The organism is Marinactinospora rubrisoli, assembly GCF_042664915.1.
GTDB classification, from domain to species: Bacteria; Actinomycetota; Actinomycetes; order Streptosporangiales; family Streptosporangiaceae; genus Marinitenerispora; species Marinitenerispora rubrisoli.
Genome location: NZ_JBHTBH010000004.1, coordinates 219,985 through 234,889, shown reverse-complemented (window position 1 = coordinate 234,889; position 14,905 = coordinate 219,985). Strand labels below are relative to the sequence as shown.

Sequence of the window (14,905 nt, the reverse complement as noted above, 5' to 3'; positions counted from 1 at the left end):
CTCGGTGAGGGTGGGTGGCGGGTGGGCGCCTAGTCCTGGGCTCCGGCGAACACGGTGTCGCCGGCGTAGTCCTTGGCGTTGGAGCCGTCGATCAGCGCGGTTCCGGCGTCGACCTGCTCCGGGACGTCCTCGCCACCGGCCGCGCCGAGGGCGGTGCCGACGGCGGTCTCGCCGAGGGAGATCGGGTCGTTGAGCGCCGTGGCGGTGTAGGGACCGCCGTCGGCGACGGCGTCGACCGCCTCCATGAGCCCGTCCACGCCGGCGACGAGCACGTCGTCCCGGCCGTTCTCACGGAGCACCTGGAGCGCGCCGAGGGCCATGTCGTCGTTGTGGGCGTAGACGGCCCGGACGTCGGGGCTGGTCTGGATGAGATCCTGCATGGCGGTCACGGCCTTGGACCGGATGTAGTCGCAGTAGGGACCCTCGACGATCTCGATCGCGGAGTTGCCCTCCACCGCCTGGTGGAACCCGGCGCTGCGGTCACGGGCGACGGCTCCGCCGGCGTCGCCCTGGATCTCGATGACGGTGCCGCCCTCCTCGCCCAGTTCCTCGGCGAGCCGCTCGCCGACGAGCCGGCCCATCTCCTCGTTGTCCCGGCCGACATGGGAGACGGCGCCCTCGGGCACCGGACGGTCGACGGTGACGACGGGGACTCCGGCGGCCTCGGCGGCGGCGAGACCGGCCTGGACGCCTTGGGGGTCGACGGGGTTGATGAGGAGGACGTCGACCTGCCGGGTGAGCAGGTCCTGGATGTCGTCGTTCTGCCGGGTGACGTCGCCACCGGCGTCGGCGAAGTAGAGTTCGGCGCCGGCCGCCTCGGCGGCCTGCTCGGCGCCCTCGCGCAACTGCACGTAGAACGGCGACTGCTGGGTGGCCTGGCTGAAGCCGATGGTGAGCTCACCGTCGCCGCCGCCACCGCCGCCACCCTCCCCGCCGGGCGTGGTGGAGACCGAGCACGCCGAGGCGGCCAGGGCCAGCACGGCCGGTACCACAAATACCCGCAATCCACTCATATGGGGCCTCCAGGTGTGATCCTGGTAACGGACCATAGATCCGCAGTTCACACGCAGGCAACATGTGAGTCGATTTTTGCTCTTATGAGCATGGCCCAGGTCACACAAGGGCCGACCTGCGAAAACGCCCGCTCGGCGCGGCGCCGCCCGCTGTCGGCGCCGGCTATCGGAGCCCGCACAGCAGCGAGCGCCGGGCGGGCCCGTGGCCCGCCCGGCGCTCGGCGGTGGTGCGGTCGTGCCGGTTAGGCGGGCACGTTCCACTTCTGGTTGGCGGTTCCCGCACAGGTCCAGATCTGCAGCGGGGTGCCGTCGGCGGAGCTGTTACCGGTGGCGTCGAGGCACTTGTTCGCCTGCGGGTTCACCAGGTCGCGCTCCGAGGAGTACACCCACTGCTGCGCGGGTGTGCCGTTGCAGTCCCACAGCTGCACCCGGGTGCCGTCGGCGGTGCCGCCGTCGGCCACGTCCAGGCACTTGCCGTAGGCGCGGATCGTGCCGTCGCCGGCCATGGTCCAGGTCTGCGCCGCGTGCCCGGTGCAGGGGTGCAACTGGATGCCGGTGCCGTTGGCGGTGTTCGCACCGGCCACGTCCACGCACATCCCGCCGATGCCGGTGATGGCGCCGGTCGGGCCATCGGTACCGCCGCCGTTGCCGAGGTCGTACACCCGCACATAGTCGACCGTCATGGTCTGCGGGAACGTGGTGGTGCCGTCGGGGTAGCCGGGCCAGTTTCCGCCCACGGCGACGTTGAGCAGCATGAAGAACGGGTGGTCGAAGACCCAGGGGTTGCCGCCGGCGTCCGCCGGGGTCCGGGTCTGGTAACGGACGTCGTCGATGAACCACGAGATGGAGTCGGGGCCCCACTCGACGGCGAAGGTGTGGAAGTCGTCGGCCAGCGCGCGCCCGCCGGGCAACGTGTAGCTGCCGGTCAGCGGGTTGCCGCCGGAGTAGCCCGGCCCGTGCAGGCTGCCGTGCACGGTGCCCGGCTCCCGGCCGATGTTCTCCATGATGTCGATCTCGCCGGAGTTCGGCCAGCCGACCTCGTCGAAGTCGGAGCCGAGCATCCAGAAGGCCGGCCAGATGCCCTGGCCGCGCGGGACCCGGATCCGCGCCTCGAACCTGCCGTACTGCCGGGTGAAGGTGTCCTTGGTGATCAGCCGGGCGGACGTGTAGCCGCCATCGGCCTCCCGCCGCGCGGTGATCACCAGGTTGCCCTGGCCGTCATGCGCGGAGTTGGCGGTGCTGGTCGTGTAGTTCTGCAGTTCGTTGTTGCCCCACCCGTGGTCGCCGGTCTCGTGGGTCCACTTGTTGGGGTCGGGCCGGGTGCCGGCCGCTCCGTTGAACTCGTCCGACCAGACGAGCTGGGCCGCCCGCGGCGCGTCCGCGGACACCGGCTCGGCGGAGATCGGCTCGGCCGAGCCGGTGCCGAGCAGGCCGGTGGTGAGCAGTACCGCCGTCGCTGCGGCGATGGTGCCGGTGACGGGGAACCACCAGCGGGACGTTCGACGCGATCCGCGTCTGTTCATGTTGTCCTCTTCTCACGACGCCGCGAGTGAAGGACGTCGCGCCGCGCCCTTCGAACCAACCGAATCGTGACTCGCGGCAGGGGGATGACGGAGAATCGTGGGAACGCAGCACCATGGACACAGCGCTGCCGGTTGATCACCGTTCGTGGTGACTCGACAATGTACCCCGCGCCGATATCGGCTCCAAGGGTCCAAGGTCCCGAATGGTGCACCGGTCACACCGTCCCCACGAGCCCCACCGCGCCGCCGCATTCCCCGCCGGTTTCGGGGCAGTCTGCGTGCAGAGGGAACCAACCTGCGACGCGACCGGCGGGGAGGGACTGCCGTGACCGGCACCTGGATCGTGACCGCACTTGTCGTCGGGCTCGTCATCGGGGCCGTCGCGCATCTCGTGCTTCCGGGCCGGCAGCGCCCACCGGCCTGGCTGACGATCGCCATCGGGGCGGTGGCGGCGCTCGTCGGAGCCGGCGTGGGTACCGCCCTGGGGGTGGGTGTGTTCCTGACGCTGGTCGTCCAGGCGCTGTTCGCGATTCTGGGAGTGTGCCTGGCGGCCGGCGCGCGCACCCGCGGGACGGCGTGACGCGCCGGCGCCGGCGTCAGAACGGCAGGTCGTGGGTGCTGTCGCTGCCGTCGATGTACAGGCGGAGCGAGTGACCGGGAACGAGCTGGCCGACGGCGGCCTGGATCTGCGCGGCGACCAGGGGCAGCGGACGGTCACGGCGGGCGCGGACGCGGATCTCGATGGAGTCGCTGGTCACGACGACTCCGGTCGTCGGGCCGGCGTGTCCATCGTCGCCGGGTAGTGGGCACATCTCCAGCACCTCGGGGCAGCGGAGCACACGTTCGGCGATTCCCCGGGCGAGAGCGGTGTCGGCACCCACGGATCCACCCCCCTCCATGATGATCGTGCGATTCGCGACCGCACGCCCTCCGGGCCTTCCCACCGGCGGCGGTGCGGTCTCACCAGGGAGAACAACGCGGGGCGGGCGGTTCACACCTGGGCTTACGCACTCTTGAACATGAGGTGCGTCACGCCGCGGTGACCGCCCGGCAGGAGCCGGTACCGTCCCTTGGCGGCCGGCCGTCAAGGCCGGGGTGGCGGCGCGAAAGCCCGTCCGCGGTCGTGGTCCCCTGCTCCGGCGCGGACGAGCGGTGTGCGCGCGGATGAGTCTCGGGCGGCTCCGGTCAGCCCTCGGCCGGCTCCGCGGCGAGGTCACTGAACTCGACCACGATGCCGGTGGGAGTGTCGGTGATCCTGATGGTGCGCTTCAGCCGTTTGCCCGCGACCCGGGCGGCGGACGTGATGCGCTGGTGGTCGCGGTCGGTGAGGGCGCCGATGATCACGCGTTCGTGGCGGCGGAGCTCACCGGCGATCCGGTCGACGAGTTCCGGTTGCGTCTCGCCCAGCCGGACATAGGACAACCGAACGGGCTGCGGGCTCTCTGCCGGGCTCGGCGGGATCGACATCAAGAGGCTCCGCTTCACATGGGGCCGGCCGGGTCGCGTCGCCGCGTTGCGACGCACAGACCGCGCGAATCGGCAGAAAATCCGCGTTTAACGCGATCATCGGTAAACCCTACACGCGCTCGCGCGTCGTCCTTGTAAGAGCCACCGGTCGTGGTAGCGACCTCGCGACGCTCCGTGCCGGCCCGCCCGCCTCCGGCTACCCACCGCGACCACCGACCTCGGGAGGCCCCCATACCCCTCACCGAATATGGCGCACGCCACACTTCCGCCGCGGCCACCGTCTCCGCCGTCCGCGCGACCGCCACGCCGCTCCGGCCGGAGACCATGCGCCTCGCGGCCACCGATCACCGGCACCGGGCCCGGCCTCCCATGATGGGCACCGACCCCGCGAACTCGCCGCGGGTGATCGCGCGGAGCCCCGGCAGGGACCGGCTTCCCGGAATATGCCGCCCGCGCACTCGCCCGCGTTCTCCTTTAAGATCGGCTTCACACCAGCCGGGTCCTCATCCCCCGTGGCGCTCTGCCCCCCATCCGGACCCTGGTCGGCACGCACGCCCGCTCGCCCTGCTCTTCTCCCTCCAGCCGATAGAAGGCACGCCGCTCCATGTCCGATGACGCGCCCGCAGCCCCGTCCGACGCCCCAGCACCGCGCCGCCGGTGGAGACGCCTCTTCCTGTGGACCTCCGTGACGTTGGCGGTGGTGCTGATCGCCGGGGTCGGCACGGCCTACGGCTACTACCGGGTCCTGCGCGGCAACATGGTGCAGCACGACCTGGCCTCGGCACTGAACGAGGAGGAGCGCCCACCGAAGATCGGTGAGGACATCAACATCCTCTTCATCGGGTCCGACGGCCGGGAGGGCGGCAACTCCGCCTACGGCGGCCGGGATTTCGTGGGCGAGCGGTCCGACTCGTTGATGCTCGCGCACATCTCGCCGGACAACGGCGTGACGGTGGTCAACTTTCCGCGTGACTCGCTCGTCCAGCTCCCGGAGTGCCAGGCGTACGAGGGGACCGAGGGCACCTACGGCTACTACGGCATGATCAACGCCGCACTGTTCCACGGTGGCCCGCCGTGCGCGGTCAAGACGATCGAGAGCCTGTCCGGCATCCGTATCGACCACTTCGTCCACCTGAGCTTCGTCGGATTCCGCGACATGGTCGACGCCGTGGGCGGCGTGGAGATGTGCATCCCGGAGCCGATGTACGACGAGCGCGCCAAGCTCGACCTGGAGGCCGGCCAGCAGGTACTGGACGGCGAGCAGTCGCTCGCCTTCGTGCGGGCGCGTTACGAGATCGGCGACGGCGGCGACATCGGCCGGATCGACCGCCAGCAGATGTTCCTCGGCGCGCTCGCCGAGCAGACGACCAGCAGCGACGTCCTGACCAGCCCGAGCCGGATGAGCTCACTGCTGCAGGCCGTGTCCGAGCACACCGCGACCGACCGGGACCTGTCCCTGGACCGGATGATCTCCATCGGCTCCACGCTCGCCGACGTCGACCTGGAGGACATCACCTTCTACACGGTGCCGTGGTGGCCGGCCCCCGGCGACCCGAACCGGGTGGTGTGGGACGAGGAGCGGGCCGCCGAGCTCTTCCAGGCCATCAACAACGACCGCCCGCTCAACGACGCCGCGCTGGAGACCGGAGCCCCGGCCGAGCCGTCACCGAGCGCCTCCCCCTCGGCGCACCCGTCGCCGTCCTACCCGGCCGAGCCGTTCACCGAGCCGATCGCCCCCGGTTCCACCGACACCGAGGCGATCGAGGGCCGGGACGCCACCTCCAACCCCTGCGTCAACGGACTCGGCGAGGGCACCGAACAGCAGTGACCCCCGGCGCCGCCACGACGGCCCCGCACCCGCTCCCTGGCACCGGCCGGTGAACGGGTCCGGGGCCGTCGGCCGTCCGGCGGCGGCTCCACCCCTGCGCGACCGGAGCGGTCCAGCCCGGTAACGTGTTCCGGGTAACCACGCGGGGTGTCCCCGGGCCGCGAGCCGGCCGGGACTGAGACGGGCCGTCGGCCCGAACCCGTCGAACCTGACCTCGTTGGCACGAGCGGAGGAAACGTGGGACTTCCCGTCGTCGGCACGCACGAGTCCGGATTCACCGCCGAGCTGGGGCGGCGGCACGCGGACCTCTTCGACGCCTTCTATCAGCACCCCTTCGTCGCCGGTCTGCGGGACGGCACGGTGGCCCGCGAGCGCGTCCTGCACTATGTCGGCCAGGACCACCAGTACCTGAGCGCCTACGTGCGCTGCTACGGCCTGGGGCTCGCGCTCTCGCCGGATCGGACGTGGATGCGGTACTTCCACGACAGCGTGGCCTTCGTTCTGGACGAGGAGGCGCACCCGCACCACGTGCTGTGCGAGTACGCCGGCACGTCCTATGCCGACGCGCAGGTGGACCGGCTCGCGCCGAGCGCGCAGGGGTACGTCGACCACATGATGGCCGCCGGGCGGGACACCCTGGGCGTACTGCTCGCCGCGCTGCTGCCGTGCCCGTGGACCTACACCTGGGCGGCCCGGCGGTTCGTCGAGGAGGAGGCGCCGGGGCCGGACCACCCGTTCGCGGGCTGGTGGCGCTTCTACGCCGATCCCGAGTGCGTCGCCGTCACCACGAAGCTGCGCGGCCTGCTGGACGGTCTGGCCGCCGACGCCGGAACCGCGGAACGGGAGCGGATGCGGCGGGCGTTCCGCGATAGCTGCCACCATGAGGTGCGCTTCTGGCAGATGGCGTGGACGCTGGAGGACTGGTCGGCGGGGAGTCGCTGAGCGTACGGAGGCGGCGACGCCGGTTGCCGGAGGCCGGTTCGCGTTGGCGGTGCGGGGGAGCGAGGCGGTGAGCGCGGCCAGGAGCGTGCCGTCCGCCGGGTGACGGGGTGATCGGCACCACCCCCAGAAGTTACGAATCCGTCACGCTGCGTCAAGATGACGCAACGTCGCCGGGAGATCGTAGCCGTCATGGACCTACGCGGACGCGACGGCACCGATCGCCCCGGCCACCGGCGGCGCGCTGACCAGGGGGCGCATCCCGGCCCGCGCCACGACTTCGTCGGCCGGGAACTCCTGGAGATCGGCGCGCTGCTGCTCACGGCGGGCGCCGCGCACCTCCTGGTGCTCACTCTCGGCCACCACGGCTATGGCCCGCCGCTGCTGGCCGCCGTGGGAGCCGTGGTGATGGCGGTGGGGTTCCTGCACCGCTGGCGGGCGCACCGGCGCGCGGTGCCGGTGGGCGTGGCCGCCGCACCCGGCCGGTCCGCACGCCTCGCGCTTGCGGCCGAGGATTCCTCCGCCGGGATACCGGCGCCGCCGGGGCCCCGCCGGCCGGACGGCGGCGCGGAGACGCTGTGGCGGATCCGCGTCGGCGTCGCCGACGTCCCCGGCGGGCTGGCCGCGCTGACCACGCACCTGGCGCTGCTCGGCGCGAACATCCGGCTGATGCAGGTGCTGCCGGGGTACGTGGACGCCGTCGACGAGTTCCTGGTGAGCGTCCCGCGGCACGTGACGCGGGACCGGCTGGCGGAAGCGGTCGCGCGGGCGGGCGGCCGGGACCCGGTCGTCGAGCCGGCCGACGCCCACGAACTCGCCGACACCACCAGCCGGACCCTGGCGCTGGTCGCCGAACTGGTGACCGATCCCCGGACGCTCACCGCCGCGCTGCTCCGGCTCTCCGGCGCCCACACGGTCGCCCGGCTGAGCCGTCCGCCCGAGGGCATGGCCACCGACGAGGTGGCCGGGTCGGCGATGTGCCTGGCCGCGCCGGGCGGCGGCGTCCTGGTGCTGCACCGCGACGGTGTCCCCTTCGGCCCCGTGGAGTTCGCCCGCTGTCGCGCCCTGGTGGACGTGGCGGCGCTGCTGCGCCGGACCGGTACCGCGGAGGCGGCCGACGCCAGGGAACCGTGATCCCCGCCGCCGGACACGGGGCGCGGAGCGGGGCCGCGTCCCGCGCCCCGGTCCGGCGGCAGGCCGCCGGACCGGGGATCCGGAACCGGACCGGAGGGGCCTCCGGTGCGTTACAGGGCGGGAGCCCCGGACAGCGCCTGGCCCAGGTCGACGGACTCGGCGGTCTCCCCGACGGTCCCCTCGACGGCGCCGGCCTGGCTCACGACCGAGGCCGGGTCGACGGTCTCTCCGACGGTGCCGGTGGCGCCGGACACCGTGTCCTCGACCAGACCGGTGACCAGGTCGGCCGGCACGTCGACGGGGCCGACCTGCAGCGAGGTCTCGGGAAGCTGGCCCTCGACCTGGGACCGCACGTCCTCGACGCCGGTCCGCACGTCACCGGTGCTGGGCAGCGTCTCGGTGCCGGGCGCGTCCACGGGCTGCGGCAGGGTGGTCACGTCGCCGGCACCGGGCGCCTCCGGCGCCCGGCCCTTGAGCCCGCGCACGACCTCGTCGATCTTCTTCTCGGCCGCGGTGAGCCCGGAGCCCACCACGGTGACGGGCTCGGTGACGTCGCCGACGGGGGTGCCGACGTTGCTGGCGACGGGCGCCGGCAGCGTGGTGGCCAGCTCGGGGATGTCGCCGTTGGCGGGCACGGCGCCGCGGAGCTGGTCCGTGACCTGGTTGACGGCGCCGGTGGCCGGGACGGTGGTGTTCAGGGTGCGGGTCACGTCGCCGAGGACGTCGGCCGAGGCGATGCCGGAGCCGAAGGCGACGAAGCCGGCGGCGCTGACGGTGACCAGAACGGCCTTGGCGGACGAGCGGGCGAAGGAGAACATGAAGATTCCTTTGCAGTCGGTGCGGTTCGCGAGCCCGGGAATGGCCGGCCTCGCTGAGATGAGATGGATCGCGGCCGCCCGCTGGCGGCGGACGGTCGGTGCGCGGCGGTGCTCCGGCCGGAGCGCCGGCCGCGCTGATGGGTGCTCCGGGGAGCGGGGTCTCCGGTCCGTCGCCCACGCGCATGGGGGGCGCGCTAGCGGGAACCGGGATCAACCGAGGGGTCTGGCGGACCTCCGGCTGACGTGAACCTCGTGGACCGATCGGGTCGGCAGGCACGAGGCTCACGTCAGCCCCCAGTACGGGACTGGGAAGAGGGAGCCGTGCGAACGCCATCGACGGGGACAGGGCACCGGCCGTCAGCGGGCACGGGTGCCGCCGCGTGGCCGGTGGGCCGGGGCGGCGGTGGGGTCACCGGTGCCGCCGGCATCCGCCGGACGCGGGTGGTCCCGAAGGTGTCAGTCGGGTGAGAAGGACGGCTCGTCCACGGGGTTCTGCGGAACCATGGCGAGCGCGTGCCGGCCGGCCGGGGACAGCGCGACCAGGCGCGCGGTCTCGGGGAGCCGGGTGAAGTGGTCGGCGAACAGCAGGAGCGGGCTGCCGGCCTGCGGTTGCGCGGGGCCCGCGGTCACCGTGGACGGCGCGGGCTCGGATTCGGGTGAGGGCAGGGCCGCGAACTCACGGACCTGCTCCACGGCCAACGTCCACTGTGCGGTGCGCGCGAGCTGGACCGGAGCGGCGGCCGAGGGCGGCACGGCGCGCCGGAGCGGCTCGCGGTCGGCGGCCGGATCGCGGTCACCGGCCGGGGCGGCCTCGCGGTCCGGGCTTTCGGGCTCCTCCGGAGCGGACTCCGCGGACGGCGACGGCTCGGCGTGGCCGAGGTCGAGGTGGCCGGTTCCGGTCACCGTTGCGACCGCGTTCTCCGTGTGCTCACGCGCCTGCGTGACCACACCGGTGATGTCGGCCGGAGCGGGCGGGGCCGGCTCCGGTGCGGTGGTCGCGCCGGTCGTGCGCACGGTCGCGGTGACGGCTTCGGCCGCCTGGGCCGCGTCGGCCCCCACGCCGTTCTCGCCGGCGACCGCACCGCCGACCTCGGACACCGTGCCGGCCACCTGGCTCACCTGGTCCAGGGCCTCGGCGCTCGCCGGGGCGGCACCGGCCAGCCAGGCGGCGAAGGCGAAGCCGCCGAGCACGAGCACCCGGCGCAGGGCGGCACCACCGGCACGTCCGCCGACGGCACCGCGCGGGGCGCGGTCTCCTCGGCGAATCAACAGCACGGCGGTACCTTTCGGGCGCACGGGTGGATTTCGGCGAAGCCGATGAGCACGGAATGCTCCGTCGCTTCGACTCACCGTGACCGTAGCATGGACGGCGCCGAAAGCAACCCGTTCTCGCGACATTCGACGGCCTCGCCGGGGTATCTCTGGCACATCGCACGGTTCTCGGCGCCATGAAGTGACATCTCGGCAAAATGGGCGAAAAGGGAGTACTGCGAGCTTCGTAGCGATGAGAGAACCGCAGTAATGGTCGCGGTACCACGTACGGTGATCGGGTGACGTTCCGCCGTCCGTCACCGGCACGGGCGCCCTCCGGAGGTTCGGGACCAAAGCCCTCGCCATGTGGAGCCGTTCGGACACTGCCCCCGGCGCCCGGCATGCGGTGCACTGGGAGCGCGCTCCAGGAGATGGGACCTCCCGGGCACGGCGCAGAGGATCCGTGGGAGAACGGGTTGGGCGGGCTCGACCCGGCCATCGTGTGCGGCGATCCCGGTCCCACGGTTCCTCGGAGACCGGTGGAGTCCGGTCAGGCGCGCGGATTGTGATCGGACTCCACCGGCTCGCCCTCGAATTCTCATGTGTCCAGCACCGTAGGGCAGAGATTTGTCACTGAACGCTGCCTGATGCACGGTTGGCTCCTCAATACTGGGAGTGACGGGATAGCGTGTTCCCGGAGGTATGGACACATGCCCGAACCCCCTGATCGCCCGCTACTCCCCCACATGCGGCTCGACGACCTGCTCGCGGAACTGCACGCTCGCCTGGAGGGCGCGCTCGCGACCCGTGACCGCGTCCATTCGCTGCTGGACGCGGTCGTGTCGATCGGCAGCGACCTCGACCTCGCCACCGTGCTGCGCCGCCTGACCGAGGCCGCCACGCACCTGGTCGACGCCCGCTACGCCGGACTCGGCGTGGTCGACGAGGACGGCCGGTTCACCGAGTTCATCCCCGTCGGCGTTCCCGAGCACCAGGCGCAGCTGGTGGCGCGCTTCCCGCACGGCAAAGGCATCCTGGCGGCGCCGTCCCGCGACCGCCACGCGATCCGGCTCGGCGACCTGCACAAGCACCCCGACTTCGAGGGCTTCCCCGCCGGGCACCCCACCATGACCTCGTTCCTCGGCGTGCCCATCCAGGTGCGCGACGAGGTCTTCGGCAACCTCTACCTGAGCGACAAGGCCGGCGGCGGCGAGTTCGACGAAGAGGACGAGGCGATCGTGACCGCGCTGGCCACGGCCGCCGGCGTCGCGATCGAGAACGCGCGCCTGTACGAGGAGACCCGGCTGCGCGAACGGTGGCTCGCCGCCTCGACGGAGATCACCACCCGCCTGCTGTCCGGGGTCGACACCTCGGAGGTGCTCGGGTACCTCGCCCAGCAGGCGCGGGAGATGTCCGCGGCCGACGTCGCCGTGGTGCTGCTGCCGGACGACGAGGACAAGCACCTCGTCGCCGAGATCGTCGACGGAGCTATGGCCTCGGAGATCGCCGGAACTCCCGTCGTGATCAGCGAGACCCAGTGCGGCAGCGTGTACCGCAGCGGCGAGGCGGCCAGCATCGCCGACCTGCGGTACGCCAACTGCCCGATGCTCAGCCACCGCGGCTTCCGTCCGGGGCTGCTGATTCCGCTGGGCACCCGGGAGCGGACCCGGGGCGTGCTGTTACTCGGCAAGCACGGCGTGTGCGCGCCGTTCGACCCGTCCACCCGGCGCATGCTCGACGCGTTCTCCGGGCAGGCGGCCGTGGCGCTGGAGCTCGCCGACGCGCGCCGCGACGCCGAGCGGCTGGTGGTGCTGGAGGACCGCGACCGCATCGCCAAGGACCTGCACGACACCGTCATCCAGCGGCTGTTCGCCTCGGCGATGACGCTCATGAGCACGGTACGGCTGATCCCGAACGCCGAGGCGGGCGAACGCGTGCAGCGCACCATCGACGACCTCGACGAGACGATCCGGGAGATCCGCTCGACCGTGTTCGCCCTGCAGAACCCGCCGACGCCACAGGACACCTCGCTGCGGGGCAGGTTCCTGGCGGCCATCGAGTCCGCCACGCACGCGCTGGGCTGCCGGCCGACCCTCGCCTTCGACGGCCCGGTCGACGGCGTCATACCGGAGCACATCGGCGAGCAGTTACTGGCGGTGCTCCGCGAGGCGCTGTCCAACGTCGCCCGGCACGCCGGTGCCGACGAGGTGCGGCTGCGGATCACCGTGGACACCCACGTCACGCTGGAGGTGGCCGACAACGGAGTGGGCATCCCCGAGCAGGGCCGGCGCAGCGGGTTGCGCAACATGGCGGACCGCGCCGAAGCGCTCGGCGGCGAGTTCCGGACGCTTCCCCGGGAGGGCGGCGGCACGATGCTCGTGTGGCGGGTGCCGCTGCCTTGAGATCCGGGCGGCCCGCCGCCCCGGTGGTTGGGAGCGCTCCATTCGAAGCGCTCCATCGGGGAACCATCGGGCGCTGTGCCGAACCGGCAGGCTAGCCGGGGATCCGCCGCCCGGTGACGATGTCGGTCTCGATCCGGATCAGGTGCGGCCTGGGCCCGGGGGCCCACGGGTCGAGTGGCAGCGCCGCCAGTTCGGCGAGCTCCTCGACGTCGGTGACCGCGCGGGCGATGCCCACGACCATGACCGACCACCCCGTGCGGGCGATCGCGTCGAAGTCGTCCACCTCGAACGCCACCACGGCATCGCGGGTGGCCCGGGCCAGACGTGACTCCCGTGCGGTCCGCACCACGATGTCGGTGCCGTGCAGCGCGAAGTTCACCGGTTGCACGGCCGGCAGCGCCCTATCACTGAACACGATGCGCCCGATCGGCGCCGCGGCCAGCAGCCGCAGGCATTCCGGGCGGCCGAGTACCTCCAGTCCGGCAGTGTCGATGGTCATCTGGCCCCTCATCTGTACGCGCTCCCCCCGCCCCCGGTCAGCCGCTGCGGACTGGCCGGCTGCCGGGTCGGTTCAGTTCCCCCTGTGCCGGAGGCGGGCGAGCAGCACCGCCGCCTGCGTCCGGCGCTTCAGGTCGAGCTTGGCGAGCAGGCTCGACACGTAGTTCTTGACCGTCTTCTCGGCCAGGTACAGCCGTTCACCGATCTGGCGGTTGGTCAGCCCCTCCCCGATCAGGTCGAGGATCTGCCGCTCCTGGGTGGTGAGGGCGGCGAGCGGATCGGGCTGGGCGGAGTCGCCGCGCAGCCGCTCCAGCATCCGGCCGGTGCTGCGGGGGTCCAGCAACGACCCGCCCGCGGCGACCGCGCGCACGGCACCGACCAGGTCGGCTCCGTGGATCTGCTTCAGGACGTAGCCGGCCGCGCCGGCCATGACCGCGTCGAAGAGCGCCTCGTCGTCGGCGAACGAGGTCAGCATCAGGCACGCGATCTCGGGCCGCGCCGACCGGATCTCCCGGCAGACGCTGACCCCCGATCCGTCCGGCAGCCGGACGTCGAGGATCGCCACCTGCGGCCGGACCGCGGGGATGCGGCTGGTGGCCTGCTCGGCGGTGCTCGCCTCGCCGACGACCCGCATGTCCCCTTCGCCTTCCAGGAGCGCGGCGACCCCGCGCCGCACCACCTCGTGGTCGTCCACCAGGAAGACCGTGATCGGGTCCGGCATGACCGCCGTCGCCATGTCGCCTCCACGTCGCGTCGTCCGCCTCGGAACGACGTTAACGCGCGCGCCCGGCGACCGTGACGCCGAACGGCTCCTTGCGCTGCGACAAAGGTCCCGATTCAGACATCCGCCGTGACGTGCAGTGACATCGTGTCACATTTCACCCGGCTCCGCCCTGGGCTCGGCCGAACGCGGTCTCCGAGACCGGGGGCCCGGTCTCAGGACGGCATCGGCCGACCGGTCTCCAGGAAGGTCTTGAGGTCGGACAGCATCGTTACCCGGCCCTCGTTGACCTGCCCGCGCAGTTCCAGGCGCGGGTGAGTGCTGTCGCGGTCGGGGTCGCCGGGGCCGGCACGAACCCGACGGAGTAGGTGAGCCGCCGGGGCGGGTCCGCCTCGATCACCTCGCCGCGCAGGAACGGCGGTTCGGCGCCCTCGTATCCGACGGCCACCATGCGCGTCCGGCCATGGCCGAGCGCCTGGGCGCGCCGGTGGCCGGACGACACGCCTCCCAGGATTCCGGACCTCCCGGCCCGGCGCGCTTCCCTCGCTGCGGCCCGGCCCCAAGGGTGGACGCATGACGAAGACCATCGCCTACGTGCTCTATCCCGGTCTCACCGCCCTCGACCTGGTCGGCCCGCTCACCGTGACGGCCGTCCTGGACGGCGACTTCGAGACCGTGGTCGTCGCCCGCGACCTGGAGACGCTCGACACCGACGCCCCGATCCGCCTCGGCGCGACCGCGACCTTCGACGAGGTCACCGCCCCGTACGCGGTCGTGGTTCCCGGCGGTACCGCGGGCACCTTCGCCGCCTGCGCCGACGAGCGGCTGCTGGACTGGCTGCGCACGGCCTCGGCCACGGCGGAGGTGACGGCCTCGGTCTGCACCGGCTCCCTGATCCTGGGCGCCGCCGGGCTGCTGGAGGGCCGCCGGGCCACCACCCACTGGGGTTTCCGGGACGTACTGCCGAAGTTCGGCGCGATCCCGGTCGCGGAGCGGTGGGTACAGGACGGCGGCATCGTCACCGCCGCCGGAGTCTCCGCCGGGATCGACATGGCCCTGCACCTGGTGCGGGAGTTCGCCGGGGAGGAGGTGGCCCGTTTCGCCCAGCTGCTGATCGAGTACGACCCCCTGCCGCCGCTGGGCGGCATCGACTGGGACGAGGTGGACATCCCCTCCTTCAAGCCCTACATGCAGGAGGCCATGCGGGCCGGGCTGGCGGACCACCCCGAGCTGCTGGCGCGGCTGACCGGCTGATCGGGCCCGGCCCGGCCCGTGCGGACGCCACGGGGGCTCCGGACGGGCCGGGCGCCC

At 72.5% G+C, this 14,905-nt stretch carries 15 protein-coding genes and 1 riboswitch; of the genes, 6 read left to right on the top strand and 9 right to left on the bottom strand.

Going from position 1 to position 14,905, the window contains the following annotated elements:
- Positions 1 to 29: 29 nt before the first annotated feature.
- Both ACFQRF_RS10135 and ACFQRF_RS10130 read right to left on the bottom strand, forming a co-directional pair.
- On the bottom strand, positions 30 to 1,013 hold the full coding sequence (locus ACFQRF_RS10135; protein WP_379870745.1) for a substrate-binding domain-containing protein: 984 nt from the start codon (positions 1,011 to 1,013) through the stop codon (positions 30 to 32).
- 242 nt (positions 1,014 to 1,255) lie between these two features.
- The gene (locus ACFQRF_RS10130) at positions 1,256 to 2,536 is read right to left on the bottom strand and encodes a ricin-type beta-trefoil lectin domain protein (RefSeq protein ID WP_379870743.1); all 1,281 of its coding nucleotides are present in this window, start codon (positions 2,534 to 2,536) and stop codon (positions 1,256 to 1,258) included.
- A 325-nt stretch (positions 2,537 to 2,861) separates the two neighbouring features.
- Here ACFQRF_RS10130 and ACFQRF_RS10125 point away from each other — a divergent pair, with 325 nt between their 5' ends.
- Positions 2,862 to 3,116 carry a GlsB/YeaQ/YmgE family stress response membrane protein gene (locus tag ACFQRF_RS10125; RefSeq protein ID WP_379870741.1) on the top strand — a complete coding sequence of 85 codons (255 nt, stop codon included), beginning with the start codon at positions 2,862 to 2,864 and terminating at the stop codon, positions 3,114 to 3,116.
- Positions 3,117 to 3,132: 16 nt separating this feature from the next.
- Here the strand turns inward: ACFQRF_RS10125 and ACFQRF_RS10120 are convergent, their stop codons facing one another.
- Together ACFQRF_RS10120 and ACFQRF_RS10115 are read right to left on the bottom strand one after the other, a co-directional pair.
- On the bottom strand, positions 3,133 to 3,417 hold the full coding sequence (locus ACFQRF_RS10120) for a hypothetical protein (RefSeq protein WP_379870740.1): 285 nt from the start codon (positions 3,415 to 3,417) through the stop codon (positions 3,133 to 3,135).
- Positions 3,418 to 3,721: 304 nt separating this feature from the next.
- On the bottom strand, positions 3,722 to 4,003 hold the full coding sequence (locus ACFQRF_RS10115) for a hypothetical protein (protein WP_379870738.1): 282 nt from the start codon (positions 4,001 to 4,003) through the stop codon (positions 3,722 to 3,724).
- A 685-nt stretch (positions 4,004 to 4,688) separates the two neighbouring features.
- On the opposite strand from ACFQRF_RS10115, the gene ACFQRF_RS10110 reads away from it, so the two are divergent.
- From ACFQRF_RS10110 to ACFQRF_RS10100, 3 genes are all read left to right on the top strand, one after another.
- Entirely contained in the window at positions 4,689 to 5,831 is a 1,143-nt protein-coding gene (locus tag ACFQRF_RS10110; protein ID WP_379870736.1) for an LCP family protein, read from the top strand.
- Positions 5,832 to 5,964: 133 nt separating this feature from the next.
- A riboswitch (TPP riboswitch) is annotated at positions 5,965 to 6,084 on the top strand.
- The gene (locus ACFQRF_RS10105) at positions 6,069 to 6,773 is read left to right on the top strand and encodes a TenA family protein (RefSeq protein ID WP_379870735.1); all 705 of its coding nucleotides are present in this window, start codon (positions 6,069 to 6,071) and stop codon (positions 6,771 to 6,773) included. It overlaps the preceding riboswitch by 16 nt.
- A gap of 189 nt (positions 6,774 to 6,962) precedes the next feature.
- Entirely contained in the window at positions 6,963 to 7,904 is a 942-nt protein-coding gene (locus tag ACFQRF_RS10100; protein ID WP_379870733.1) for an ACT domain-containing protein, read from the top strand.
- 110 nt (positions 7,905 to 8,014) lie between these two features.
- On the opposite strand, the gene ACFQRF_RS10095 is transcribed toward ACFQRF_RS10100, so the two are convergent.
- Together ACFQRF_RS10095 and ACFQRF_RS10090 are read right to left on the bottom strand one after the other, a co-directional pair.
- A complete protein-coding gene (locus tag ACFQRF_RS10095) occupies positions 8,015 to 8,722 on the bottom strand; it encodes a hypothetical protein (protein ID WP_379870731.1) in 708 nt (235 codons plus the stop codon).
- 456 nt (positions 8,723 to 9,178) lie between these two features.
- Positions 9,179 to 9,997, bottom strand: a complete 819-nt coding sequence (locus ACFQRF_RS10090; protein ID WP_379870730.1) for a hypothetical protein — start codon at positions 9,995 to 9,997, stop codon at positions 9,179 to 9,181.
- A gap of 686 nt (positions 9,998 to 10,683) precedes the next feature.
- Here ACFQRF_RS10090 and ACFQRF_RS10085 point away from each other — a divergent pair.
- Positions 10,684 to 12,375 (top strand): sensor histidine kinase, encoded by a 1,692-nt coding sequence (locus tag ACFQRF_RS10085; protein WP_379870728.1) that lies wholly within the window; start codon positions 10,684 to 10,686, stop codon positions 12,373 to 12,375.
- A 91-nt stretch (positions 12,376 to 12,466) separates the two neighbouring features.
- Here the strand turns inward: ACFQRF_RS10085 and ACFQRF_RS10080 are convergent, their stop codons facing one another.
- The 3 genes from ACFQRF_RS10080 to ACFQRF_RS10070 all read right to left on the bottom strand — a co-directional run bounded on the left by ACFQRF_RS10080 (position 12,467) and on the right by ACFQRF_RS10070 (position 14,096).
- Positions 12,467 to 12,874, bottom strand: a complete 408-nt coding sequence (locus ACFQRF_RS10080) for a pyridoxamine 5'-phosphate oxidase family protein (RefSeq protein WP_379870726.1) — start codon at positions 12,872 to 12,874, stop codon at positions 12,467 to 12,469.
- A gap of 72 nt (positions 12,875 to 12,946) precedes the next feature.
- Positions 12,947 to 13,609 carry a response regulator gene (locus ACFQRF_RS10075; protein WP_379870724.1) on the bottom strand — a complete coding sequence of 221 codons (663 nt, stop codon included), beginning with the start codon at positions 13,607 to 13,609 and terminating at the stop codon, positions 12,947 to 12,949.
- A 256-nt stretch (positions 13,610 to 13,865) separates the two neighbouring features.
- On the bottom strand, positions 13,866 to 14,096 hold the full coding sequence (locus tag ACFQRF_RS10070) for a hypothetical protein (protein ID WP_379870723.1): 231 nt from the start codon (positions 14,094 to 14,096) through the stop codon (positions 13,866 to 13,868).
- Positions 14,097 to 14,167: 71 nt separating this feature from the next.
- Here ACFQRF_RS10070 and ACFQRF_RS10065 point away from each other — a divergent pair, with 71 nt between their 5' ends.
- Positions 14,168 to 14,848 (top strand): DJ-1/PfpI family protein, encoded by a 681-nt coding sequence (locus ACFQRF_RS10065; protein WP_379870722.1) that lies wholly within the window; start codon positions 14,168 to 14,170, stop codon positions 14,846 to 14,848.
- Positions 14,849 to 14,905: the final 57 nt, after the last annotated feature.

Coding starts and splice junctions, on each gene's coding strand:
- ACFQRF_RS10135 (WP_379870745.1), bottom strand. CDS start 1,013: ATGAGTGGATTGCGGGTATTTGTGGTACCGGCCGTGCTGGCCCTGGCC.
- ACFQRF_RS10130 (WP_379870743.1), bottom strand. CDS start 2,536: ATGAACAGACGCGGATCGCGTCGAACGTCCCGCTGGTGGTTCCCCGTC.
- ACFQRF_RS10115 (WP_379870738.1), bottom strand. CDS start 4,003: ATGTCGATCCCGCCGAGCCCGGCAGAGAGCCCGCAGCCCGTTCGGTTG.
- ACFQRF_RS10100 (WP_379870733.1), top strand. CDS start 6,963: ATGGACCTACGCGGACGCGACGGCACCGATCGCCCCGGCCACCGGCGG.
- ACFQRF_RS10095 (WP_379870731.1), bottom strand. CDS start 8,722: ATGTTCTCCTTCGCCCGCTCGTCCGCCAAGGCCGTTCTGGTCACCGTC.
- ACFQRF_RS10085 (WP_379870728.1), top strand. CDS start 10,684: ATGCCCGAACCCCCTGATCGCCCGCTACTCCCCCACATGCGGCTCGAC.
- ACFQRF_RS10080 (WP_379870726.1), bottom strand. CDS start 12,874: ATGACCATCGACACTGCCGGACTGGAGGTACTCGGCCGCCCGGAATGC.
- ACFQRF_RS10075 (WP_379870724.1), bottom strand. CDS start 13,609: ATGGCGACGGCGGTCATGCCGGACCCGATCACGGTCTTCCTGGTGGAC.
- ACFQRF_RS10065 (WP_379870722.1), top strand. CDS start 14,168: ATGACGAAGACCATCGCCTACGTGCTCTATCCCGGTCTCACCGCCCTC.